The organism is Streptomyces sp. NPDC091377 (assembly GCF_044757045.1).
Taxonomy (GTDB): Bacteria; Actinomycetota; Actinomycetes; order Streptomycetales; family Streptomycetaceae; genus Streptomyces.
In genome coordinates this window covers 600,835-623,511 of sequence record NZ_JBIVUE010000002.1, presented here as the reverse complement: position 1 = coordinate 623,511, position 22,677 = coordinate 600,835, and the positions used below count along the sequence as shown (strand labels likewise).

Below are 22,677 nucleotides of genomic sequence, written 5' to 3'. Positions count from 1 at the left end.
GCTCGGATCACCCCGGCTCCGCTCGGATCACCCCGGCTCCGCTCGGATCACCCCGGCTCCGCTCGGATCACCCCGGCTCCGCTCGGATCACCCCGGCTCCGCTCGGATCACCCCGGATCGGCCCGGATCACCCCGGATCGGCCCGGATCACTCCGGGCTGGGACCGGCCCAGCCCGGCTGGGACGGGGATCGGACCGGCTGGGACGGGGATCGGACCGACCGGATCGGATCGGCCAGGGGAGGACCGGGCCGCGTCGGACAAGCCACGCCCGGCCCGGCCTGGTCAGCGGCGCATCAGACCGGATCCACGTGGCCGCGGGCCCCCTCCGCGCCGCGCAGCAGGTCTCGGCCGAACTCGACCATCTTCTTCGCGTAGTCCTCGGTCCACTCGGCCTGCTCGGCGATGTCCGCCGGGGTCAGCCGGTCGAACCGGCGTGGGTCGGCCAGCTGGGCCGCCGCCATCGCCTGGAACTCGACCGCACGGTCGGCCGCCGCCCGGAACGCCTGGGTCAACTCGGTCGCCCGCGACAGCAGCGCGCGCGGGTCGTCGATCGACTCCAGGTCGAAGAAGTGCTCGGGATCGGCCGCCGCCTGCATCGGCTCGAAGAGCAGGGGCGCGGGGCGTAGCCGCTGTGGGTCGCGACGCCGCGTGGGCTCCGCCATGTCTTTCCTCCTCGTACGGTCGCTGGCTCACCCGGGCGCGAACGCCACGGGCCACCGTCCATTGTCTCGCGGGTGCGCAAGAGGGCCGAGACATGCCCACTGGGGACGGGGAGAAACCGCACCGGAGCCCAGGGGCGGGTCGGCCATGAGCCGTGGGGACGAGGACGCGCCGCACGGCCACCCACCACGGCCGGACCGAACACCTCCCCCGGAGCCGGCTAGGCGGCCAACGACGACGGGGCCACCAGTCGGGCCCGCTCGTAGAGATCGCGCGCGGCCGGGTTCTTGAGATGCGGCCGGATCAACCGGAACATTTCCTTGACGTGATCATCGACCCTTCCAGATTGAATCGTTGGGTATTCATCCATCATCCTGCCCCAGGTGGCGCATGCCGCATCCAGGTGGCCAATTTCCAGTTGGCGCTCCGCCAGGATTGTGCTGAACAACAGATCCGATCGATGGGAGTCGTTCTTTGGATCACGTAGACGGAAGTGCAACTGAAGTGATTCCACGCTCCCGGCCACATCCCCTAGGTGGTATCTGACCTGCGCGGCGGTGTAGGCGAGTGTGGCGGTGTTATAGCCACCGAAAGTTCCCTGCCGACTGTCTGCCTTGCTCAGAGCGATCTCGGTTTCCTGGAGACTTTGGAGAGCGTTTGAGTTTTCTCCCGCAACGGCGTAGGAATGAGCCTGCTGCCCCGCCATGAAAGCGATCATTCTATGGCTGGCCAGGGGGGATGCCTGGCTGGCCGCATTGGCCCAAGCCACCGCTTTCGGGCCATGGCCCAGATTCGCCGATTGCACCGACATTCCACGGAGGATGTGGCAATAGGCCAAGTGGTCGTCACAGGCACCCGCAAGCTCCAGCCCCTTGACGTAATACCGCTGCGCGGTGCCGTGGGATCCTTCGTCCACCGCCATCCAGCCCGTGAGATAGCACAGGAAAGACGCAGCGGACATCATCGCCTTGCGTACTTCGATCGGCGCGTCCGCCTTCAAGTAGGGGGCGACGACGTTGACCAGGAAAGCGGCGGCCATGGGGCGCGCATATCGCCCCCCGAACTCGCCGTCGAGGTCTGAAAGCCGCTCCGTCATGGCAATAACGGTTTCTACTTCTGGCATGCCAATGCGCTGCGCCTGTCCGGTCTGGATGGCCTCCATACGGCCCACGATGTCCCGCCAATTCGGCACGGCGAGAGCGACAGAGAACAGGCCCGCCCCTATGACGCTGCGTCGTGAAGGGTCCATGTCGTCCCTGCCGAGATCAACCAGCTCTTCCACGGTGCCCGGACGGACCGTTGATCGACCCTTGGGCAAGGGGAAGCCCGCTTCGCTGTGGGTGACCGGACGGCGGAGCTTGCGGGCCAGGGCTTCCAGGATCAGGGATCGGGTGCCGTGCCTTGGCAGATGGCCCCTGAGCCACTGATGTACGGACGGCTCCCGGTACCGCGTGGGGGTCCGCCGTTCAGTGCCGATCCGATTCACCTCCTGGGCGAACTGGCGCAGAGTCCAGCCGGTCTGGCGGTACAGCCGTTCCAGCCCTGGGTTCGGTTCCGGCGTCCCCATGTGTGCTCAACTCCTCCGACAGGCCGGGCACTTAAAACTCTTTAAAACGTCTGCTCCTTCAAAGGTACCGCTGTGTGTAGCCAGTCGGTTGCCTAGAGCGAGTACGGATCACCTGTCACGGCGTCACCGCTCCACACGATTCAGTGGGGTCGCTGTGACCGGAGGAGACCCCGGCGACCGTCGGCACGGTCCCGGGGCATGGCCACCAACCAACAAGGGAAGTTGACGACGTGCCCAAATCTACAACCACCCATACGGCTGACGAGGGCGTACCGGTAAACAGTCGTGCGGCAGCGCTGCCCGGCGGCTGGTCTTCGTTCGCTTCCGTTCCGGATGGCGGGGTGGAGAGCCACTGGTACGCGACCTCCCCGTACCCGGTGGCCGCGATCAAGGCCGAGCACGGCAGAAACGCCTACGAGCTGTGCCACACGGTTTCCGCAGATTCCTGGGAACGACTGTGCGCCGACGTCCGCGCACAGGCCGAGCTATACGCGGCGCTGACAGGTGGTGGATCGTGACGGGCCGCGAGGCCCACCCGGACGGCCGTGCGGACGCGCCCACCGGCCGACAGGGCATCTCTGAACGCCCGTGGTGGGAAGAGTTCGGCGGGTATCGCGACCCGGTGAGCGGAGCACTCCGCTTCCCGCCCGGCGCGCCGGAGGGTGATGGCGGTGCTGCTTGACATCAGCACGCCCCGCCCTGGCCCTGCGAACCCCGAGACGTGCCTGGTGTGCGCGCAGCTTCGTGAAGTCCTGTCCGCCGTCGTGAAGGACGGCTACGCGGCGGGAGTTCGCAGCGTCTTGACCTCCATGTTCATCCACATCCACAAGGGACACCCCGACGACCCCCGTAACCGTCCTCTGCGCGGCTGGCCGTAGACGGCACGGTGAAGCCAGGTGCGGCGCGCCTGGAGGAGAGAAGGCCCGCTGCTCAAGGACGGCTCAGGGCTTCCACCGCACCCGGTGCTCCCCGAGGTGGGACAGTACGGCGTGGTTCGCCTCCCAGCCGTCGGGGAACTTGACGAGGGTGCCGAGCTGGACCGGCTCGGTCGACGGGTACTCGTCCAGCAGGTCGGTCACCCCCTCGCGGCAGACGACGACGCAGGCGTGCCGGTGCCGGGAGGTCAGGACGCAGAGGCGGCCGGTCTCCAGGTGGAAGGCGGTGGCGTCGGGGCGGCCGGACAGCGGGTGCAGGACGACGGTGACGTCGAACTCCATGCCCTGGAGACGGTTGGCCGTGTCCACGGTGACGTCCGTGACCCCCAGCTCGGCCAGGGCCGCGCGGACCGCCGCCGCCTGGTCGCGGTGGGCCGTGCCGACGGCGATACGGGCGGCCGTCAGCGGCGTCGGGTCCGGGGCGCGTTCCGAGACCGCCGCGCCGCCCCGCTCCAGCAGCCGCCGCACCACCGTCGCCACCGCGCGCACCGCCTCCGGGTCCGTGCGCGGAGTGTGCCGGGCGGGCAGCTCCAGCAGGCCCCAGCCGGACTCGGCCGCCGCGTCGATCACCCGGTCGGGGGCGGAACCGTCCGCCGGGACGGCGAAGCTCAGCCGGCGGTCACCGTGGGCCGTGCCGCTGCGGAACGGCGTGTACGGGTAGAAGGCGTCCGACACCAGCGGCGCCGCCGACGCCGGAAGCCGCCAGGAGACGGGCAGCCGGTGCTGGGGAAGGTGCGGGTTGTGCGCCAGCAGGGTGCTCACGGCCGAGGCGGAGGGGTCGTACGACAGCCCCGCCCACTGCTCGCTGCCGACGATCGAGAACGGGTCGAGCTGGCCCGGGTCGCCCACGAACAGCGCCCGCTCGAACAGCCCGGCCACCGCGAGCAGCGAGTCCGAGCGCATCTGGTACGCCTCGTCCACGATGGCGTGCCCCCAGGGCTCGTCCACCGTGACGTGCGCCCACTTCGCCGCCGTCGAGATCACCACCGGCAGCCCCGCCAGATCCGCCGCCTTCGCCGACGTACGGACCTGCTCCAGCGCGTCGAGCGCCCTGTCGTACGGGTCGGAGTCACTGCTGTGCAGTCGGCCCACCGGAAGGTCGGGGCGCTTGTTCGCCAGCCGCAGGACCAGATCGTCCACCTGTGCGTTGGTCTGGGCCACCACCATCAGCGGGCGTCCGGCGTCCGCGAGTTCCAGCGCCGCGCGCACCACCAGCGTCGACTTCCCGGCGCCCGGCGGGGAGTCGACCACCACACCGCGCTCGCTGCCGCGCAGGGTGTCCGCCAGGATCGCGTCGGTGGCCCGCGCCGCCGCCGCGCCCGGGTCGAGCGGGATCGGGGCCGTCGCCGCCGTCGTCACAGGACGTCCTCCTCGGTCAGCGGGTCGGCCGCGGGCAGAGCCGCCTCGCCGGGCGGTCCGCCATGGGTCCACGGGGTGTCCTCCGGCTCGGGCAGCTTGGCGCCGCCGCGCTGCTCGTGCTCGAACAGGGTGAAGGTCAGCCGGTCGCCCTTCTCCGGCACCGACCCCTCCTCGGGTTCCCGGCCCCGGCCCATCTTGTCCACGATCCGCACCACGACCAGCGCGCCCCCGTCCTCCCCGTCATATCGGATATCCCCGTCGTATCGGATATCCAGGTCATCCCGGTCCTCGCCGTCGTCCTCGCCGTCGGTCCCGTAGCCGACGAACTCCGCCGCCTGCGGTCTGCCGGCCAGGGAGCGGTACACCTTCACCCGCTCGCCCAGTTGCGGCCGGTCGTCGGTGCGGACGGTGACCAGGGGGCGCGGGCTGGGGCGCTTGCCCTCGCTGTACGCCATGACCACATCGACGACCTCGCCCGCGAACGCCTCCCCGCCGAGCCTGCGGCCCGCCATCACCAGCGGGTCGTCCAGCGCCTCCTGCGCCTCCAGACGGGCCTGTTCCCGCTCGCGCGTGGCCAGTTTGTTCGCGGCGGTCACCGCGTCGTCGTGGCGCGGCTGGGGCGGCTCGCCCGCCAGCACCCGGTCGCGGTGACCGGTGAACGACCAGCGGTCGCGGGTCCAGCGCTCCTCCACGCGCGCGCCCTCCGGCAGTTCCCGCAGCAGGTCCAGGCCCCGCCACACCGCGTCCCAGGCGGGCCGCGTACGGCTCTCGACCAGCGCGCGGATCCGGTGCTCGGCGGCGGTGACCTCACCGAGGCGGTCGTCGGCCTCCAGACCGTCCTCCGCGGCGGCGAGTGCGGTCCGCGCCCGGTCGTACCGCTCGATCGCCGGGGCCAGCAGCTTGTTGTCGAACGCCGGGTCGGTGGCCGGGCCGGCCGGCGGACACAGCAACTGTCCGTCCGCGTCGCGGTCCAGCTCCGCGCGCAGGGCCGCCCCGGCGCCCGAACCCTCCGGCGGGTCGATCCAGGCCAGCAGCGCGCCCAGATGCTGGTCCTCCATGCCGGACTGGCCGGTCGCCCAGTGCCGGGACAGCAGGTCGGTCATGGCGAGCAGCAGCGAGGAGCCCGGCACCCGCGCCCGCTCCGCGTAGTGGGTCAGCCACCGCCCGAGCAGCGGCACGCGTGGCGGCGCCGGGTAGGGCGCCTCCGGGTCCTGCTCCGCCGTCCGCCGGAAGCGGGTGGAGCGGCCGAGCAGTCGTACGTACGCCAGACCCGCCCGGTTCGGCACGATCAGCTGCGGGGCGTCCGCGCACAGGTCGACCTCGACCTTGACACGCTTGCCGGTCTCCGGGTCGGTCTCGGTGCGCTCGGCGGCCTCCACGGACTCGGCGTGGGCGTCGACGTAGGGGAGGACCACATCGGCCAGTTCGGCCAGGAAGGCGAACCGCAGCTCGCGGTCGCGCGGCTGGGCCACGGTCAGCAGCCGGGGCGCGTCCCGGTCGGTGCCGACCAGCGCGCCCAGCGGGGCGCCGGCCTCACCGGCCGTCGTCAGCGGCACGAACACCAGCGGGTGCCGCGACAGATGCCGGTGCCGCACGGTGGCGCCCGGCTGGGCCCGCCCGGTGTGCACGGCCTCCAGGCGGGCGAGCGTCGAGATCAGCGACACACCGCCTCCTCGGCCGGTGCCGGGCCCGCCAGTGCCTCCGCGCGCAGGCGGGCCGCCCGGCGCAGCGCGGCCACCGTCGGGTCGGCGGGGTCGCCGAGCCGCCCGTCGGCGGCGGCGAGGACCTCGGGCACGGTGGTCAGGGCGCCGAGTTCGGCGCGGACCGGGCGGCCCAGCGTGGTCACCGCGGAGCAGGCGCGGGCGCGCTCCCGGCAGTGGTAGGCCAGCTCGCACGCCGACAGGCACTCGGGCGCGTACGCCGCCGGAACCGACTCGACCGACTCCAGCAGCCGCTCGCGCGGCAGGTCGGGCGCGAAGCAGGTGCCCTCGGGGAGGGCGTCGGCCAGTTCGTCCAGGCGGGTCAGCCGGGTCAGCTGCCGGGCGGTCACCGCGCGCTGCTTGCGCACGTCCACGGCGGAGGCGGTGGGCAGGTTGGAGAAGTCCTTGGGGCAGACCAGCAGCACCCGGTGGTTGACCCGAGGGGGCGGGTCGAGGCGGGCGGCGACCGCCTCCAGCGCCAGCGCGTACACGGCCGCCTGGCGGGCCGCCGCGCCCACCTTCGCCGGGTCCGCGGCACCGTCCAGCATCGGGAAGGACTTGATCTCCACGACCGTCCACCGTCCGTCCGGGTGCACCACCACGGCGTCCGGCTCCAGGAACGCGGGCGCCCCCGCCACCTCCAGCGCCAGCATCGGATGGTCCAGCAGCGTCCACCCGCCCGCGCGCGTGGCCTCGCGCAGCGCCAGCGCCGTACGGGCCGTGCGGCCCTCCGGGCCGGTCGCCGACAGATCGGGCACGGCCGCCCCGGACTCGGGGGGCTCGGCGCCCGCGTCGAGCACCCGGTGCACCAGGCCCAGCAGCTCGGCGCCGCCGTCCGCCTTGACCCGCGCCTCGAACGCGATGCCGCGCGCGAAGGCGAACTGCGACTGGCCGAAGGCCGACGGGGCGCCCAGCGCGCTCGCCAGCTCCGCCTTGTTCACCCCGGCGCCGTCCAGGACCGCGCGCCGTCTGCAGCCCGGGTTGGCGGCCAGCGCCGCGAGGGCGCGCGCGTCCAGGGCCTTCGCGGGGACGCCGGGGCCGCGCAGCTCAGCGAGCCTTGCCCACGCTCTCGGCCTCGTCGCCGCGGGGGAGTTCCCATCCCGCGACGTCGTCGTCCCCCGGGTCCGCGGGGGCGGTACCCGGTCCGGTCCGTGACTCGCGCTGCCGTGGAATTCGTTCACCCGTGGAAGTCTGGCATCCACCACTGACAACCGGGGCCACGGTGGCGCGGGTTGCGGGTGTGAGGGTCGGAGTGAGGGCCGGGAACCGCCCGGTCAGCCTGGTCCGCAGCCGGTCCGCCGCGCGCAGCGCGTACGGCGTCAGCAGCAGGCCGAGACCCATCACGGCCGCGCCCGCGACCGCGTCGAGGAAGTAGTGGTTGGCGGTGCCCATCACGACGATCGTCGTCACCAGCGGGTAGATCACCGCCGCGGCCTTCGTCCACCGGGAGCCGCCGTACCGCCACAGGATCACCCCGCACCACAGCGCCCAGCCCACGTGCAGACTCGGCATCGCCGCGTACTGGTTGGTCATCCCGCCCAGCCCGCGCGGCGCGCTGGCCTCGCCCGCCCACCAGCCGTAGGAGCTGTACTGGGCCATCGTGTCCACGAACCCGTAGGCGGGGTCGAGCAGCCGGGGCGGGCAGGTGGGGAACAGGGTGAAGCCGATCAGACCGATGAAGGTGGACACCATCAGCCAGGTGCGGGCGGCGCGGTAGCGCACGGTGCGGGAGCGGAACAGCCAGATCAGGATGGCCGGGGTGATCAGGTAGTGCAGCGAGGCGTACCAGAAGTCGGCGGGTATCCCGATCCACGCCTCGCGGGTGAAGAGACGGTTCAGCGGGTGCTCGGCGTTGAGCCGCAGCGTCTTCTCCAGCCGCAGGATCGCCAGCCCGTGGTCCACGGCGGTGGAGGCGTCGCCGCGGGCCAGCAGCCGACCGGCCGAGTAGCACCCGTACACCAGCAGGATCAGCGGCAGCTCGGCCCACCAGCGCGGCCGGGCCGGGGCGGCCTCGGTGCCCGGTATCTCGGCGTGCGGCATCCGATCGCCCTCCCCCTGTCTGGTCACGCGGCGTCCATGGTCCGGACGTGTCACTCTACGGCGTACGCCCGCGGCTTCGATGGGGCATCCGGCCCAGATAGACGCACGGATCGCCCCCCGGGTTGCGCCCAGGAGGCGTACGCGATGATGGAGAGGTTCCGTTCGATTTACTCCGTCTCGCCTTCCGTCCTTCGCTCCTTCCGTCCTTCGCTCCTTCGCTCCTTCCCTCCTTCCCTCCTTCCCTCCTTCCCTCCGTTTCCGGAAAGGGCCCTCCATGGCACCGCGCATCCTGCTGGCCCGGCACGGGCAGACCGAGTGGTCGCGTTCCGGCAGGCACACGGGCAGGACGGACGTCCCGCTCCTGGACGAGGGGCGGCGCGGCGCCAAACTGCTGGGGGAGCGGCTGCACCGGCCGCCCTTCGACGGCCTGCCCGGGGTCGAGATCCGCACCAGCCCGCTGCTCAGGGCCCGTGAGACCTGCGAACTCGCCGGTTTCGGCGACCGCGCCACGGACTGGGACGCGCTGCTGGAATGGGACTACGGGGCGTACGAGGGCATGACCCCGGAGGAGATCCAGGCGGTCCGGCCCGGCTGGCTGATCTGGCGGGACGGGGTGCCGGAGGGGGAGAGCCTCGCCGGGCTGACCGCGCGCGCGGACGCGGTCGTGGAGTGGGCCCGCGCGGCCGACCGTGACGTCCTGGTCTTCGCCCACGGCCACATCCTGCGCGCCCTCGGCGCCCGCTGGCTCGGCCTCCCCCTCGACTTCGCCGCCCGCGTCCGGCTCTCTCCCACTTCTCTGTCGGTCCTCGGCTGGGCCTACGGCGAACCGGCGATCGAGAGCTGGAACGACCAGGGGCACCTGGGCGGGGACACGCCCTAAGAAGTCCGCGTTCCCGGTCCAGTCCCCGGCAGCCGCACCCGTGCCTCGGCGCCGCGCAGCAGTCCCGGGGCCAGTCGGCGGTGGACGGCGGACAGCGGGGTCCAGATCGCGCGGCCGGGGAGACGGCGGTCGTAGTGGAGGAAGGTGGCCAGCGACAGCCGGCCGCCGGAGGTGCTCACGACGAGTGCGCAGGCGACAAACCAGGACGCGGCTTCCAGCCGGATCCAGTCCTCCCCGCGCGCGGCGACCCGCCAGCCCGCCACGGTGTCCGGTGACCGCCCGCGGCTGAGCCGCAGCCCCAGCAGCCCGCGCCAGAGGAACCACGCGGCCGGGCCGGGGACGTCGCCGAACAGGGTGCGGGCCCAGCGCTCCGGGGTGGCGACGGTGTCCGTCGTGAGCGTGAAGCGATCGGCGTAGTGCAGGGTGGGCAGCCCGCTGAGGAGAGCTGCATCAGCTCGGCCGTGTTGCGGGCCAGGCGCTTCATCTCGTGGACGGTCAGGATGACCACCTGGTCCGGGGCGGCCTCCTTGATGTTGTTGGCCAGCGCGAGCGCGGCCTCCATCTCGGGGCGGCGGTGGACCCGGGTGGAGATCTTCTCCTGGAAGACCTTCGTGCAGCCGGCCTTCTCCAGCGCGACCAGCTGGCTGGCGATCTCCTGCTCGGCCATCGAGCAGCGCGCGTACCCGATCCGGATCACCACCGAGCCGGTCTCCACCGGCCCGGCCGGCAGCGGTGGGCGCTCGACCCACGCCCGGCCCGGTCCCCGGTCGGCGGGCACCGGCACCTCCAGCTCCTCGCGCAGCTTCGAGACGAGGGTGAAGCGGGCGGTGTGGTACTTCGCCGCGGTCTCCCCGCCCTGGGTGCGGCAGGGGCTCCCCGCCGGAGCCTCGCATTTGGGACAATCGTGCCGCTCTACCGCATCTGCGGCCTGATCGGGTGTCAGGTCCATGCCGGGATTCTCTCAGAAGTGCCTCTCGGAACGCCGGAGTTCTGAGAGGTGTTCTGCGAATGGAGACCCGGACAAACCGGACATGGCCCGGGGGCTCGCAGAACTCTCACAACTGACCATTTCTACGAATCACCCACCGTCACCGTCGTGACGCTCGGCTACTTGTCCCTTCGCCGTAGCTATGCGAGCGGCCTGGCTGCCGTCGACCAAGATCGTTCTCACCGCTAACCACGGTTCCATTGATCTCGGGCCGATCAGCCAACCATCGGCCCGCAAGCGTTTCGACCGAAACGCTTGCGGGCCCGGCGCCGCAGGCACGCCGTCACCGGTTCGGCGGCCCGGCACGCACCGGCCTCCACACTGGCGGGGAAGACCGTCCCCGACCGAGCGGAGAACCCGAGTGAGCACCACCACCGCCACCGCGCCCGAGCTGGCCCGTGTCCTGCTGGAGGGCGTCGGCAACGAGGCCGTCAACGCGGCAGTCGGCCTGCTGGCCGCCCACCAGGACGGCTTCTGGCTGCGCGAGCTGCTACAACTGTTTCCACCGGTTGTGGTCGCAGTACGGCCCCGCGGACTACATCCAGCCGCACGACGGAAAGCAGTTCCCGCCCACCCGCAAGTGCCCGCACGCCCGGAATCCGCGGTACTGCCCCCGCTGTACTCCTACGGCCGCGCAGAACTGGCCCTGCCCGAACGGCTGCACGGATGCGGTCGACCACGACCCGGGCCACCGGTACACCAAGTGCACAGTCCGGCCGCCTCGACGCCAGCCGGGACCGGACGACCGGTGCGTCGGCAGGTGCGAGACCACCGAGGCCGCGATGCACAAGCCGAACCCGGGGCTGTTTTTCGACCTGGCCGACAGCGCATCCATGTACTGCTACCACTGCGACCGCGAGATGACCGAGCTGTGGGAGGACTGACACCCAGAGCCGGCCAGGGCGGAGACCACTTCGCCGCAGCCCCACCGCCCCCACCGGCCAGGCCGGGCATCCCGGAGGACTGAACCCCCGGACGGCCAGACTCGCCAGCTCGCCTCCCGGGAGAGGGCCGGCCCGCGTTCCGTGACGACGGGCGGCCGGTCGGAGCCCGAGCCCGCTTCCGCTCCGCCCGCGCGGGACGCCGGGCCCCGCCCCCAGGCGGCAGCGGCGCGAGGTCCTGGGACACCCTTCCGTCCCAGCTGTGATTCACGTCACTTCCGGCGGCTCGGTGCAGCACCCGGCCCCGTTCCGCCGTCATGGGGGCAGTGATCGGGACGGGACGAGGAGAGGAGGTCGGCGGGTGAGGTTTCGCAGGAGCGGTCCGGGCAACGGATTCACGGAGTTCGTCGCACATCGGTCGGGAGCGTTGTTCCGCACCGCGTATGCGCTGACCGGTGACGTGCACGTGGCCGAGGATCTGGTGCAGGAGGCGCTGGAGCGGGCGTGCCGACACTGGCGGAAGGTCGCGGTGGCGGACTCGCCGGAGGCGTACGTGCGCAAAGTGCTGGTCAACCTGGCCAACGACCGCTGGCGGCGGCTGTCGCGCCTGGGCGAGCGCCCCGGGCTCTCGGGGGTGCCCGAGACGGCCGACCCCCGGGACCGGTTCGGGCAGGTGGATCTGCGCGCGGAACTGATCGAGGCACTGCTCGGGCTGCCGATGGGCATGCGCAGCGTGGTGGTCCTGTACTACCTGCACGATCTGGACGCCCGGCAGATCGCCGGCGTCCTGGACATCTCTTCGAGTGCGGTGAGGTCCCAGCTCGCCCGCGGCCTGGCCAAGCTGCGCGATTCCGTATCGGGCGCCCAGGCGCCGCACACCCCGTCGGCCGCTTTCGGAGGTACGAAGTGAGGAACACGTCGTCCGGACCCGCCCCGTTCGAGCCGGGCCTCGAAGCCGAGCTGCGTGCCGCGGTGGCCTCCTTCGCCGACGGGCCGACGGCGCCGGTCGTCGACGCGGCCGCGATCGAGCGAGTCGTCAGCCGCAGCCGCACCCGCCGGGCGCTCCTCGGCACCGCTGCGGCGTGCTGCGTGCTGGCGTGCGCCACGGTGGGGTTCTTCGCGCTGAAGCCCGTGCCGCCCGCGCCCGGCGCCTCCCCGTCCCTGTCTTCACCGGCGAACGGGGCGTGCACCCCGCTCGCCACCGGCACCCCCAAGAGCGGAAGCGCCGATGCGACTCCGACACAGGAGCAGGAGCAGACCGCGGGAGCGGGCATCGCGCTGCCGGACCTGGCCGGCATGCCGGTCGAACAGGCCGGAAGCCTGCTGCGTGGACTCGGACTGAGCTGCACGATCATGCGGCACACGGACTGGAACGCTCCCGCCGGGCAGGTGATCAGCAGTGCCCCCCGGGGCGGCGCAGGACCGGTGGCACCGGGCTCGTCCGTCCTCCTGCTGGTCTCGACGGGCAAACCCGGCAGAACCTGAGCGACCGGGCCCTTCGGCCCGCGCACCGGCAGGACGGCGCCCCGTCCTGCCGGGCAGGGGAGCCACCCGGAGCGGGGGAACGGCTGCGGGTGGCGGGCTCCGATGCCGTCAGCCGCGCAGCTCGCTCGGCATCGTCTCTGGGTTGCGGAGGTCCTGCCCGAGGCGGCGGCCCCGACCGGCGCGGACGCGGGCCCGGCGCGCCGCGTCCGCGCAGGTCGTACCGGACGCCGGTCGACCGGCGTCCGGTGATGCTGACGCCCTATAGAAAGAACCGGGTAAAAGAACCCGCTCTCCCTCCCGGAGCGGGAAGGGAGGGCGGGTGGGGGCGTTGCCCCGAGGACGGCGTCGGGGATCAGCGGAACCGTGGTTGGCGCTGAGATTGATCATGAAGGGTTTCCCCTCTACCACGGGCGAGGGTGACTATCGCATCATGCGAAGGGCGATCGGCCGGGACACGGCCGGGTACACGTAGTCCGCCAGCTGGTTCGCGGAGTGCGCGCCGACTGCTCGCGCGGCCCGGAGGGCGTCCGCGAGCCCCTGGTCGGCGAGCAGGCCGAGCAGGCGCGGGTACAGCTTGCGCTCGCGGGCGGCCTCCAGCGCGGACATCTCGGGCGCCGGGGGGCGAGCTGGTCGCACTCCACGACGGCGGCGACGTCGCTGTCGCTGGCGAACGCGTCCGGGTCGTCGGCGAAGGCCACGCGTACGCGGAGCAGGGGCCTGCCGTCCTCGTCGGTGATGCCTGCCGCGTCGGTGTCGTAGATCCACGCGGCGAGCACGTCGCGGCCGTAGTCGGCGGCGGTGCCGTCGTGCTCCTCCGGCTCGTCGGCCAGGGCCACCGCCTGCCACGCAGGGAAATCCGCGGCCTCGGTGGTCTCGATGCTGTGCAGGTAGCGCATACCCGCTCCTTGTCCGGTAAAGGCATTGACCACCTTGGCGGTAAACGCCTTTACCGGTCAATGCATTGACCGGTCGCCTGTCCGGCATGATCAATCTCAGCGCCAACCACGGTTCCGCTGATCCCCGACGCCGAGGTACCCCTTGAGCTCGGCGACCAGCATCACGAGGCACCGCCGGCGGTGAAGGTGGCCGGCACGGACGGCACCGCCTGGGCAGGCACGGGCGAGCCGGCGGGGGCGTCGTCCGGGCCCATGACGTCCTCGCCGTGGTTGCAGCAGGCCCCGCACAGCAGGCGCCAGCCGCCGGGCCTTCTCGGGATGTTGTAGGCCACGTGGTCGTCATCGCCGTCGTTCTTGCGCAGGTCCCAACCGCACTCGGCGCACAACAGGCCCATCCGGGCGGCCTGCTTCTCGCTCCACCACGGCCAGGCCGCCGCCATGTTCGTGCGGATGCAGAGCCCCATCTGCCCGGGGGAGGGCTGGAAGTACACGAAGCCCCAGCCGGGCGCGTCCTCGGGCATCGGGGTGCGACGCTCCTTGAGGGAGGGCATCCACACCTCCAGCGAGGGCAGGACCTCGTAGCCCTTGCGGGCCCGCTTGGAATAGTCGTTCGCCAAGGGGAACCGGTAGGCCGTCACGATCTCGCAGGGCACCTGCAGCACCGCCAGGTCCGCGGCGACCTCGTCGGCGTCGGGCCAGTACTCCCCGCAGTCGGCCTGGGGGTGAAGGCGTACCGGCCCAGGACGTTCAGGTGGCCGGCCTTGAGCGGGGACAGGCGGGCGACGTCCTCGTCCAGGACGTCGTGCTCGCGCTGGTCGGCGGGCAGCGCCCGCAGCTGCTCGACGGCGGCGTCGAGGTAGCGGGTGTTCCACAGCACCACGGCATTGAGGACCAGTCCGAGGCTGGCCAACTGGTCCTCCTGGCCGTCCTTGTAGGCCTGCTGGATGTGGCCGCGCTTGCCGTGGCAGATCGCGCGGGCCAGGGTGTGGCGGGACTCCTGCACGGTGAGCTGGCGGTTCATCCGGCGCCGGTAGGTGTCGTCCACCGGGTCGACCAGGTCGAAGAGGTGGAAGGTCTTCTCGATCCGGCCGTACTCGGCGAACGCCCGCCCCAGCGGGGTGGGGTGGCCTTCGCGGCCGAACATCCGCAGCAGGTCGTAGGCGCGGACCTGGTTGGTGATCAGCGACCCGGCCACCCGCAGCATGTCGGGCCACTGCTCGCGGATCTTCTTGAGGTTCACCTTGTTGTGGGCGATGGCCTCCAGCGGCCCGTAGCCGCCGGCCGGTTGCTCGCCGGGTATGTCGGCGCGCCAGAACCGCTGGTCGGCCAGGTCGCGGAAGCGCGGCGCGAAGCGGAAGCCGAGCATCTTGAAGATCCCGAAGACCAGGTCGGAGTACGAGGTGTTGTCGGTCGCCACCATCTCCGGGCGCACCCCGCCGTCCAGGTTCAGCAGGGTGTCCAGGATGAACAGGGAGTCGCGCGGGGTGCCGGGCACCAGCATCGCGCCGATCCCCGACACCTGGTCATTCAGTGCGTTGAGCCAGGTCAGACCCCTCTTCTGCCTGAAGTACTTGGGCGAGGGCGCCGAGTTGATGCTGCGCTTGGGCACGACGAACCGCAGGCCGTCCACCGAGGCGGGCATTCCGCCGCCCCAGCTCTGCGCGAGCGGCACCCGCGCCTGGGCCGAGATGAGCAGGGCGTTGCTGGCTGCGATCGTGTCGGCCCGCAGGTAGTTCTGGTCCACGTGGGAGAGCCGGCTGCGGGTCAGCTCCGGGTAGGCCGGGTTCGTCACCGGGGTCAGCCCGATGTTGCAGCTCTCGCTCACGAGCAGCGCCACCAGGCTGACCGGCAGGCCCTCCATCCGGGTCGCGCTGGTGGAGACGTGGGTGAAGGCGTCCAGGAACCCGGTCCAGGAGTGCACCTCGAACAGCAGGTCCGACAGGTCGATGCGCGGCAGCATCGCCAGCGTGGTCTTGCGCAGCCAGTTCAGCGACCGGCTCTCGCCGAGCGCGCCGAGCTTGTCCACGCTCAGCCGGGCCCGCCCGCCCTCCGGCGGCACCACGATCTCCACCTTCGCCGCCGGGCCCGCCTCCTCCAGCCGGGCCGCCATCTGCCGCCACGCCGCGTCCAGCCCGCGGGTCAGCCCGTCCAGGTGCTCGTCCACCGGCTCGGTCAGGCTCAGGCCGGCCAGCACGTCCTCGCGCACCGCCTCCCACCGGGCGCCGTCCAGCAGCCGCGCCCGAGGGTCGGACCAGCGGTTCGACGGCGCGGCGAAGACGTCGCGCCGGGTCAGCGCGCGGTGCAGCTGCTCCAGCACGCACACCACGTAGGCGTCACGGTCGACCGCGCCCTCGGGCAGCGCGGTGTTGGAGTACACCGCCTTGCGCCAGGCCGGCGGCACCAGCTCGGCGTCGATCTCCTTGGGCAGCAGCGGGCGCTGGGCCACCTTGCGCCGGGTCAGCACCGGCAGCCGCCGCACCGCCTTCAGCACGCGGCGCCCGCCCTGCACGGCCCCGAGCGCGTCGCTGTCGCCCAGCAGCGCGAGGAACGGGCGCACCGTGTTGTACCGGCCGGTCAGCTGCTGGCGCAGCGCGATCTCCGCCGAGCCGTCGTCCTCGGGCACCAGCTGCTCGACCACCCGCACCGCGCTGTTCACCGCGGCCCGCGAGACGACCTCCTCCAGTGCCCGCCACAGCGCCGCCACATCCAGGAAGGCCCCGACCTCGTCGGTCAGCTCCAGCTCGCGGATCAGCACCCGGGCCGCCTTCGCCACCGTGCGCGACGCCTTCTCCAGGTGCGGCAACATCACCAGCCGCTCCCGGTCGGAGGCCCGCCGGGCCGGGTTGATCAGCCGGGTGGCCATCAGCAGCGCGAACAGGTCCAGCGCGTCGTCGATCGCCGCCGCCTCCAGGCTGCGGACCACCGCGGTCAGCAGCGCGGTGCGCTTCGGCTCCGCCGACCGCTCCAGCGTCTGGGCCTTCGAGGCGAGCCCGTACCGGGCCAGGGTGGTCAGCCGGTTCACCGGCACCCGGGACAGGTTCACCCGGCCCAGCTGGAACGCCGAGATCTCGTTCACCCGGTCCAGCGCCCGCGCCATCGCGGTGCCGGTCGTGCGGGTCGGCGGCCGGCGCAGCCGCTCCAGCTCGGAGACCCGGGCGCCGTCAGGCACCTCCAGCAGCCGCACCAGCTCCCCCGGCAGCGCGGCGTCCGCGCGGTGCGCGGCCCGGGCCACCGTGGCGTGCAGCCGCTTCTCCGCCACCGCCCGCACCTCCGACACCTGCCGGGCCAGCACCGAGACGCCCGGCAGCAGCACCCGGTGCCGGCGCAGCCACGCCACCGCGTGGTCGAACAGCGCCACCGGCCCCTCGGCGTGCCTCCAGGCCCGGCCATGCAGGAAGGTGCGGAACCGCCGGCCCCACCCCGCGTCCTCGAAGTCCCGGTAGCCGTAGGCGTCACGGATCTCCCAGGCGTGCTCGTACGGCGTCATCTGCCGCTCGGTGTACCGCTTCACGCATGAGACGTCTCGCTAGAGACTTCCCTTCGCAAGAGCGGCCCCGCCGGACGCGCCAACGAACCGGCAGGGCCTTGACCCACAACCCTGCGAAAGAGGGCTGAGGACCATGAGCGAGGGTATCGGTCGTGCCAGGCACGACGGAAACAAGCTGAACATCCCCACGGGGCCAATCCAGTCGGCACCGTGGAATGCGTTGGACATCGAGGACTTTCCTGCCGCACTGGCGGAGGCGTTCGCCGGGGTCGAACTGGGCGCGTATGACCGTCGGATCATCGAATGGCTTGCGGGTTGGGATGGCCCAACAGTGGCAACAATCGCGTCGTTGGTGATGCGTGCCCGTGTCGGAGTGCTGCGAAAGGTGGCCGAAGAGGCGGCCTGTGAAGTTCAGTTCAGTGGCAAGGAGAGTGAAGCGGGAAGCGCCTTTGCCTATCTTGCCGACAAGCTGAGTCGTCGGTCCGACGACTTGAGCGGGGGCCGGTCGTGACCCCTACCGCTCTGCTTGAGAGTGCCACGGAAACAGCTCTGAAGGCTGGGCCGGTTGCCGACCGCCCGTTGCGCGCAGTGATCTATGCGCGGGTCTCGCAAGACCCCAACGAAGAATTGCGTTCGGTTTCCCAGCAGATAGAAGAGTGCATGGCCGAGTGCGACCGGAACGGGTGGAACATCGTCCGTGTCTTCCAGGACAACGACCGTTCAGCATCTCGGTACGCGACCAAGGACCGCCCCAGGTACCGCGAACTGATCGAGTTCATCAAGGGCGGACACGTTGACGTTCTGGTCACGTGGGAATCGTCCCGCGCACAACGTGACCTTGAGGCATACGTCAGGCTTCGCAAGGTGGCCGAAGACAGTGGTGTGCTGTGGAGTTACAAGGGTCGGCTTTATGACCTGTCGCGCACGGATGACCGATTCACGACTGGGCTGGACGCGCTCTTGGACGAGAGGGAGAGCAGCGTCACGCGGGACCGGATCATGCGAGACATGACCGCGAATGCCGTCAAGGGCCGCCCGCACGGAAAAAACGTCTACGGCTACCGCAGGATCTACCACCCGGAGACGAAGGCGCTGATTAGGCAAGAGGTCAAGAAGGATCAAGCGGCCGTGGTGCGTGAGGCAGTGCGCAGGGTAGCCGCAGGCGATTCGCTGCGTTCCATCGCAATCGAATTCAACCGGCGGGCGATTCCCACCCCGGGCAGTGCGAAGGAGTGGAAGGGCTACGGCGTCCGGAGCCTGGTACTGAACGTGGCCTACGTCGGAAAGCGGTCGCATCGCGGTCGGGTGGTTGCTGACGCGGTGTGGCCCCCGATTCTTGAGGGGCAAGACGAAGAGGCGTTCTACGCGTGCGCGCAGATCCTCAGCGATCCCCGGCGCCGGGTTTCCAAGGACACCAGGATCAAGCACCTGTTGACCGGTCGTCTCTCGCATTGCGGGAAGTGTGGTGGGCAGATGCGGCGGAAGTCGTGCGGTACGCAGCGTACCCCCGTGTACCAGTGCGCCGATCACTTCTGCACGTCCATCGTGGCGTCCCGGTTTGAGGACTACGTGACGACTGTGGTCTGTGAGCGCCTTGCCCGTCCGGACGCAACGGACCTTCTTGGAGACGATTCCCGCGCCGAAGAGGCCAAAGCCGCGATGGCGGAGGCAGCAGAGAAACGGTCGCGGCTGGACGAGTTTTACGATGCCGCCGCCACCGGAGAGGTGAGCCCCGTTGCTCTCGCCCGCATTGAGGCGCGGTTGCTGCCTGAGATCGAATCGGCCGAGAAGCGCGCAGCAGATCTACGGGTACCGGCCCTGCTGCGGAACGTGATTCGTCCGGATATTGCCGACGTGTGGCCGACCCTGCCTATCACTCGGCAGCGAGCCGTGATCGATGCCCTGATGAGTGTGCGGGTCCTCCCGCTTGCCAGCGGGGGGCGTTGGAGTCTCGACAACTCCACCCGCCGTATTGAGATCACGTGGAAGCAGGAAAAGAACATCACCGAGTAGGCGCACGGCAACCGGACATCACGACCAGACGGCCGGGCATGGCACCCCAACCAGGGTGGCCATCCCGGCCGTTCGCCTGCTCGCCCAGACGTGACGGAAGCGAGGTAGGCCCATGCCCAGCAGCAGCGAGGAAGAGCAGGCGCGGGTGCGGGCCGCTGCTGCCCGGGTGGCAGCCGACGCCCCGCCGTTGTCGGAGCGGCAGCGCGCGCGGCTGCGGCTGATCCTGGCAGTGCGCCGTGCCCCCGACCCGCCCCCGCCAGAGCCCCTGGACGGGCGAGAGGGGGACGACACGGCATGAGCGACACCCCCGCGCCCTGGGGTCTGGCCCACCCGGCCCGACCGGCCCCGCCCGGCGAACGGGAGCCCGTGGAGCGGTCGGGGCTGTGGCTGCCCGGATGGGATGCGGGGGCGCCGGCCGAACCACCGGCGGGGGCGCCGGCCGTTCGGCAGGCGCCCCCGCACTCCGCCGGTTCCTGGGCGCGCATCGGCCTGTCGCCGGTCCCGGACGGCACCTACCAGCCGCCCCGGCCCACGGTCGGACACCGTGACGACGGAGCGGGGCTCTTCTACCCGGGGCGCGTCCACCGCGTGGCGTCAGGCTGATCGTGCAGCGCCGAGCGACCACCGGATTTTTAGGAATCGGGCATATCGCAACCCCGCGCCCAGCTTTCAAAAAAATCCCCCCGGGCCAGATACCGCCCGCGATCATGGCGGACGGCCCCGAGAGAGAGAAGGGGCCCCGATGGCCCGTAAACCAGACACCCCCTGCGCGGGAGGGTGCGGCCGTCTCCTGTGGGGCGGTACCGCATCGCTTCCCGCCGGGCGCCGCATGTGCCAACCGTGCCGTCGTTCCCGCCGGGATAGGGCCCGCCCGCCCGGCTGACGTTCACCGCCGGATGAACCCCTTGTGATCTACCCCTGTGCTTCAGCGCCTCCCGCGCGGCCCGACGCTTCCCCCGCCATCTGCGAGGGGCGGCAGTTCGGGGCACCGTGGCGGTACCGGGCAGTTGATCACCCCCCCTGTAGCTGATCCTGCCCGACAGAGAGGCGTACCCCATGACCACGATCAATGACCTGATCACCGCCGCACAGCGCGAGAAGGTAGCCGCACAGCGCCGTGTCTCCGATGCCGAAGCCAAGGGCGAACGCGTCCTGAAGCGCTCCGAGGCGGAAGGCCGCAAGATCCTCACTCCAGAGGAAGAGCGTCAGGTGGAAGAGATCATCGCGGAGAAGCGCGCGGCCGGTGATCTGGTGAAGGAGCTTGACGGCAAGCTCAACGCGCTGCGGGAGATCGAGCGGGATGAAGCCGAGACGACCCGCCTGTCCGCGCTCACCTACCCGACCGGCACCCGCGCGCCCGCCTATGACCGTGTGGCCCGTGTCGGCGCCGAAGCACGCACCTACCAGCCGCCCGAGGCCAGTCGGGACGGACGTGGTATCACCGGCCCCTCGTTCCTGCGGGACCTGTACGACCACCAGATCAAGCACGACCCTGCCGCAGGTGGCCGCCTGGAGCGGCACGGCCGAGAGGTTGAGTCGCTCGATCCCGGGTTCATGCAGCGGATGACCGGCACGGGCGCGGTGGCCGGGTTCGTGCCCCCGCAGTACCTCACCGACTTGTTCGCCGACTTCGCGCGCGCCGGGCGTCCGATCGCGAACCTGTGCACTCCCGTCCCGCTCCCCGAGACAGGTATGGAGGTGGACATACCGCGCGTCACCACGCCGACCACCACCAGTGTGCAGGCGTCCGAGGGGGGCTCGATCGGCAACACGGACCTTGACGACACGCTGTTGCCCGCCCCGGTGCGCACCATCGCCGGATACACCGACGTGTCCCGCCAGGCGATCGAGCGGGGAATCCTCGTACAGTCGCTGATCTTCGGTGACCTCGCCGCCGACTACAACAGCAAACTCGATGCCCAGCTCGTCAATGGGTCCGGCGCGTCCGGCCAGCACACGGGCATGCTGAACGTGCCGGGCATCAACGCGATCACCTACACCGACGCGTCCCCCACCATCCCGGAACTGTGGCCGAAGCTTGCCGACGCTGCGGGCAAGGTGATGGGGCAGCGGTTCACCGGCCCCACGGCGTTCGCGATGCGCTCCGACCTGTGGGCGTGGATCCTCGCCGAGAAGGACACCGTCGGCCGCCCGCTTGTGGAACCGGGCACGGTCGCCGTGAACCCGATCGCTGTGGCATCCACACGCCCCGTCGACTACACCGTCACCGCCGTGGGATCGCTGTTCGGTATCCCCGTGGTCCTGGACAACAACATTCCCAACACCCTGGGGGCAGGCAGCAACGAAACCCGTGTGATCGCCGCCGACTTCCGGGACCTGATCCTCATGGAGGACGAGGCCGCCGCACCGGTCCAACTGCGTTTCGATGACGTGCAGTCCGCCACCCTGCAAGTGCGGCTGCTGGCCTATGGGTACTCGTCGTTCGCGGCCGGACGCCAGCCCAAGGCAATCAGCGTGATCGGGGGGACGGGCCTGATCGTCCCTGCCCTCTGACCGGACACGCGGACGGCCCCCCGGGGGCACTGCTTCCGTTCTCGTGGTCGTTGCAACACTCCAGCTCTGGGGCCGTGGCCCCGCCCCCGCCGTCCGGGCGGGGGTGGCGGGCCTCGCGCACGGGACGCCGTTCGCGTGCGGCTCCGGGGGACAGGGGGCCGCTCGGTCAGAGCGGCCCCCCCTTTCCCACGTCCAGTGACCTCTCCAAAGGGGCGACCGCCCGCCACCGTCCACGGGGGACTCGGGGCCATCCGTCCCACCATCGGGCGGGGCACCTGTGGGCGCGGGGCGGACGGCCGGGCGGGTCAGGTTCGGCGCCTGTCACCCCCGCCGCGTCTGCCCGTGCGCCCCGCCCGCAGCGAGCAGGCCGCCGCCCGGCGCCGCTCGGTCTCCGCGCGCTGCGCCTCGTCCAGGCGCTCCCGCACCACGTCCAGGATCGTCTGAGCGACCCTGAGCGCCGTGAACGCGGCTATCAGCGGCTCCACTTCGTCATCGCTCCCGTACGGATCCTGCGACTCACTCACCTTCGCAACTCCTCTCCCCTCGCACGGGGTGCTCGCAACAACAGATGGTCGGGGGGCCCGGGGGACGCCCGCCCCCTTCCCGCACGGCAGCGTGGACACGGACAAGGACGGACGTCCAGCACCCGCCGCCCGGGGGTCGGTCCCCTGGAGCGACCCCCGGGCGGGCGGTTGGTGCTCCCTCCGCCCGGGGCCTTGCTGCCTGGCGGGCGGAGGGGCGTTCATGCGGGCGGTGCCCACCCCTGCGGGGGGCCCTGTCTGCCCGTGGCATGGTCCGGGGGATCCGGCTCCGCACGGCGCGTCCCCTCATCCACGGCAGCCATCACCCGCCGGTACTGCGGCGACCGCTCGAACGCCTCCCGCACCGGATCGGCGAACTCGAAGCTGTGGCCGCCCGGATGCCGGGCAAACAGCCCGCACGCTTCCTCGGTGGCGCCGGGCGCCCCACGGTTGAGGGTGTTGCAGTCGGGCAGCACGAGGAACCCGTGCGGGTCGCGCCCGTCGTCCCACTGCGCCCACACCTCACCCTCGCGCGGGTCGTCCAGAACCCACGTCAGGGCATGGTGCGGACCGGACCCGTGCCCTTCCAGCGGACAGCGCAGCATGTACTGGACCGAACCGCCCGGGTCGCTGTCGTCCTCGACGTGAGCGAGCATCAGCGCCACCAGGTCCACCGGCATGACCGCGCCCGCCCCGCATATCCGCCGCTCCCGCGCTCCAGGTTCCGCCGCCACGTCACACCCCCCGCCC

21 protein-coding genes and 1 pseudogene are annotated in these 22,677 nt (G+C 71.4%); 9 read left to right on the top strand and 13 right to left on the bottom strand.

The features are described from left to right. Positions 1 to 294 precede the first annotated feature (294 nt). A complete protein-coding gene (locus ACIQNG_RS06810; RefSeq protein WP_401482919.1) occupies positions 295 to 663 on the bottom strand; it encodes a hypothetical protein in 369 nt (122 codons plus the stop codon). A gap of 218 nt (positions 664 to 881) precedes the next feature. Further along, a complete protein-coding gene (locus ACIQNG_RS06805; RefSeq protein WP_401482918.1) occupies positions 882 to 2,228 on the bottom strand; it encodes a tetratricopeptide repeat protein in 1,347 nt (448 codons plus the stop codon). A gap of 341 nt (positions 2,229 to 2,569) precedes the next feature. Here ACIQNG_RS06805 and ACIQNG_RS06800 point away from each other — a divergent pair, with 341 nt between their 5' ends. After that, a complete protein-coding gene (locus ACIQNG_RS06800; RefSeq protein ID WP_401482917.1) occupies positions 2,570 to 2,746 on the top strand; it encodes a hypothetical protein in 177 nt (58 codons plus the stop codon). Between the two features lie 423 nt (positions 2,747 to 3,169). On the opposite strand, the gene ACIQNG_RS06795 is transcribed toward ACIQNG_RS06800, so the two are convergent. The 4 genes from ACIQNG_RS06795 to ACIQNG_RS06780 all read right to left on the bottom strand — a co-directional run bounded on the left by ACIQNG_RS06795 (position 3,170) and on the right by ACIQNG_RS06780 (position 8,262). Further along, positions 3,170 to 4,522, bottom strand: coding sequence for an AAA domain-containing protein (locus tag ACIQNG_RS06795; protein WP_401482916.1), 1,353 nt, complete (start codon positions 4,520 to 4,522; stop codon positions 3,170 to 3,172). Continuing rightward, positions 4,519 to 6,186, bottom strand: coding sequence for a hypothetical protein (locus tag ACIQNG_RS06790; protein ID WP_401482915.1), 1,668 nt, complete (start codon positions 6,184 to 6,186; stop codon positions 4,519 to 4,521). Before ACIQNG_RS06790 ends, ACIQNG_RS06795 begins: the two co-directional genes overlap by 4 nt. Next, on the bottom strand, positions 6,177 to 7,163 hold the full coding sequence (locus ACIQNG_RS06785) for a hypothetical protein (protein WP_401482914.1): 987 nt from the start codon (positions 7,161 to 7,163) through the stop codon (positions 6,177 to 6,179). Before ACIQNG_RS06785 ends, ACIQNG_RS06790 begins: the two co-directional genes overlap by 10 nt. A 106-nt stretch (positions 7,164 to 7,269) precedes the next feature. After that, a complete protein-coding gene (locus ACIQNG_RS06780; protein ID WP_401433522.1) occupies positions 7,270 to 8,262 on the bottom strand; it encodes a phosphatase PAP2 family protein in 993 nt (330 codons plus the stop codon). Between the two features lie 274 nt (positions 8,263 to 8,536). On the opposite strand from ACIQNG_RS06780, the gene ACIQNG_RS06775 reads away from it, so the two are divergent. After that, a complete protein-coding gene (locus ACIQNG_RS06775; RefSeq protein WP_401433302.1) occupies positions 8,537 to 9,142 on the top strand; it encodes a histidine phosphatase family protein in 606 nt (201 codons plus the stop codon). Here ACIQNG_RS06775 and ACIQNG_RS06770 read toward each other — a convergent pair. Beyond that, positions 9,139 to 9,321 carry a hypothetical protein gene (locus tag ACIQNG_RS06770; RefSeq protein WP_401482913.1) on the bottom strand — a complete coding sequence of 61 codons (183 nt, stop codon included), beginning with the start codon at positions 9,319 to 9,321 and terminating at the stop codon, positions 9,139 to 9,141. The two genes, ACIQNG_RS06775 and ACIQNG_RS06770, sit on opposite strands and share 4 nt — an antisense overlap. After that, positions 9,318 to 10,091, bottom strand: a complete 774-nt coding sequence (locus ACIQNG_RS06765) for a recombinase family protein (RefSeq protein ID WP_401482912.1) — start codon at positions 10,089 to 10,091, stop codon at positions 9,318 to 9,320. Before ACIQNG_RS06765 ends, ACIQNG_RS06770 begins: the two co-directional genes overlap by 4 nt. Before the next feature lie 1,281 nt (positions 10,092 to 11,372). Between ACIQNG_RS06765 and ACIQNG_RS06760 the strand changes: the two genes are divergently transcribed. After that, complete coding sequence (locus ACIQNG_RS06760; RefSeq protein ID WP_401482911.1) at positions 11,373 to 11,921, top strand: SigE family RNA polymerase sigma factor; 549 nt, start codon at positions 11,373 to 11,375, stop codon at positions 11,919 to 11,921. Then, entirely contained in the window at positions 11,918 to 12,496 is a 579-nt protein-coding gene (locus ACIQNG_RS06755) for a PASTA domain-containing protein (protein ID WP_401482910.1), read from the top strand. Before ACIQNG_RS06760 ends, ACIQNG_RS06755 begins: the two co-directional genes overlap by 4 nt. 428 nt (positions 12,497 to 12,924) lie before the next feature. Here the strand turns inward: ACIQNG_RS06755 and ACIQNG_RS06750 are convergent, their stop codons facing one another. The 3 genes and pseudogenes from ACIQNG_RS06750 to ACIQNG_RS06740 form a co-directional block, all read right to left on the bottom strand. Then, positions 12,925 to 13,392: a hypothetical protein gene (locus ACIQNG_RS06750; RefSeq protein ID WP_401482909.1), complete on the bottom strand. Its 468-nt coding sequence runs from the start codon at positions 13,390 to 13,392 to the stop codon at positions 12,925 to 12,927. Between the two features lie 161 nt (positions 13,393 to 13,553). Continuing rightward, complete coding sequence (locus ACIQNG_RS06745) at positions 13,554 to 14,009, bottom strand: hypothetical protein (RefSeq protein WP_401482908.1); 456 nt, start codon at positions 14,007 to 14,009, stop codon at positions 13,554 to 13,556. Between the two features lie 17 nt (positions 14,010 to 14,026). Next, positions 14,027 to 16,915: pseudogene (locus ACIQNG_RS06740) on the bottom strand (Tn3 family transposase); the annotation flags it as partial. 97 nt (positions 16,916 to 17,012) lie between these two features. On the opposite strand from ACIQNG_RS06740, the gene ACIQNG_RS06735 reads away from it, so the two are divergent. The 5 genes from ACIQNG_RS06735 to ACIQNG_RS06715 all read left to right on the top strand — a co-directional run bounded on the left by ACIQNG_RS06735 (position 17,013) and on the right by ACIQNG_RS06715 (position 21,406). Further along, entirely contained in the window at positions 17,013 to 17,390 is a 378-nt protein-coding gene (locus ACIQNG_RS06735) for a hypothetical protein (RefSeq protein ID WP_401482906.1), read from the top strand. Further along, on the top strand, positions 17,387 to 18,892 hold the full coding sequence (locus ACIQNG_RS06730; RefSeq protein ID WP_401482905.1) for a recombinase family protein: 1,506 nt from the start codon (positions 17,387 to 17,389) through the stop codon (positions 18,890 to 18,892). The genes ACIQNG_RS06735 and ACIQNG_RS06730 overlap by 4 nt, the downstream gene beginning before the upstream one ends. 112 nt (positions 18,893 to 19,004) lie before the next feature. Beyond that, entirely contained in the window at positions 19,005 to 19,190 is a 186-nt protein-coding gene (locus tag ACIQNG_RS06725; protein ID WP_401482904.1) for a hypothetical protein, read from the top strand. Then, positions 19,187 to 19,495 carry a hypothetical protein gene (locus tag ACIQNG_RS06720; RefSeq protein WP_401482903.1) on the top strand — a complete coding sequence of 103 codons (309 nt, stop codon included), beginning with the start codon at positions 19,187 to 19,189 and terminating at the stop codon, positions 19,493 to 19,495. Before ACIQNG_RS06725 ends, ACIQNG_RS06720 begins: the two co-directional genes overlap by 4 nt. A 453-nt stretch (positions 19,496 to 19,948) precedes the next feature. Beyond that, a complete protein-coding gene (locus ACIQNG_RS06715; protein WP_401482902.1) occupies positions 19,949 to 21,406 on the top strand; it encodes a phage major capsid protein in 1,458 nt (485 codons plus the stop codon). A 305-nt stretch (positions 21,407 to 21,711) separates the two neighbouring features. Here ACIQNG_RS06715 and ACIQNG_RS06710 read toward each other — a convergent pair whose 3' ends face one another. After that, positions 21,712 to 21,930, bottom strand: a complete 219-nt coding sequence (locus ACIQNG_RS06710) for a hypothetical protein (RefSeq protein WP_401482901.1) — start codon at positions 21,928 to 21,930, stop codon at positions 21,712 to 21,714. Between the two features lie 218 nt (positions 21,931 to 22,148). After that, positions 22,149 to 22,661 carry a hypothetical protein gene (locus tag ACIQNG_RS06705; protein WP_401482900.1) on the bottom strand — a complete coding sequence of 171 codons (513 nt, stop codon included), beginning with the start codon at positions 22,659 to 22,661 and terminating at the stop codon, positions 22,149 to 22,151. Positions 22,662 to 22,677 lie beyond the last annotated feature (16 nt).

Excerpts from the sequence above, each read along its gene's own strand:
- ACIQNG_RS06810 (WP_401482919.1), bottom strand. The coding sequence starts at position 663 with ATGGCGGAGCCCACGCGGCGTCGCGACCCACAGCGGCTACGCCCCGCG.
- ACIQNG_RS06720 (WP_401482903.1), top strand. The coding sequence starts at position 19,187 with ATGAGCGACACCCCCGCGCCCTGGGGTCTGGCCCACCCGGCCCGACCG.
- ACIQNG_RS06775 (WP_401433302.1), top strand. The coding sequence starts at position 8,537 with ATGGCACCGCGCATCCTGCTGGCCCGGCACGGGCAGACCGAGTGGTCG.
- ACIQNG_RS06805 (WP_401482918.1), bottom strand. The coding sequence starts at position 2,228 with ATGGGGACGCCGGAACCGAACCCAGGGCTGGAACGGCTGTACCGCCAG.
- ACIQNG_RS06780 (WP_401433522.1), bottom strand. The coding sequence starts at position 8,262 with ATGCCGCACGCCGAGATACCGGGCACCGAGGCCGCCCCGGCCCGGCCG.
- ACIQNG_RS06725 (WP_401482904.1), top strand. The coding sequence starts at position 19,005 with ATGCCCAGCAGCAGCGAGGAAGAGCAGGCGCGGGTGCGGGCCGCTGCT.
- ACIQNG_RS06750 (WP_401482909.1), bottom strand. The coding sequence starts at position 13,392 with ATGCGCTACCTGCACAGCATCGAGACCACCGAGGCCGCGGATTTCCCT.
- ACIQNG_RS06715 (WP_401482902.1), top strand. The coding sequence starts at position 19,949 with ATGACCACGATCAATGACCTGATCACCGCCGCACAGCGCGAGAAGGTA.
- ACIQNG_RS06735 (WP_401482906.1), top strand. The coding sequence starts at position 17,013 with ATGAGCGAGGGTATCGGTCGTGCCAGGCACGACGGAAACAAGCTGAAC.
- ACIQNG_RS06765 (WP_401482912.1), bottom strand. The coding sequence starts at position 10,091 with ATGGACCTGACACCCGATCAGGCCGCAGATGCGGTAGAGCGGCACGAT.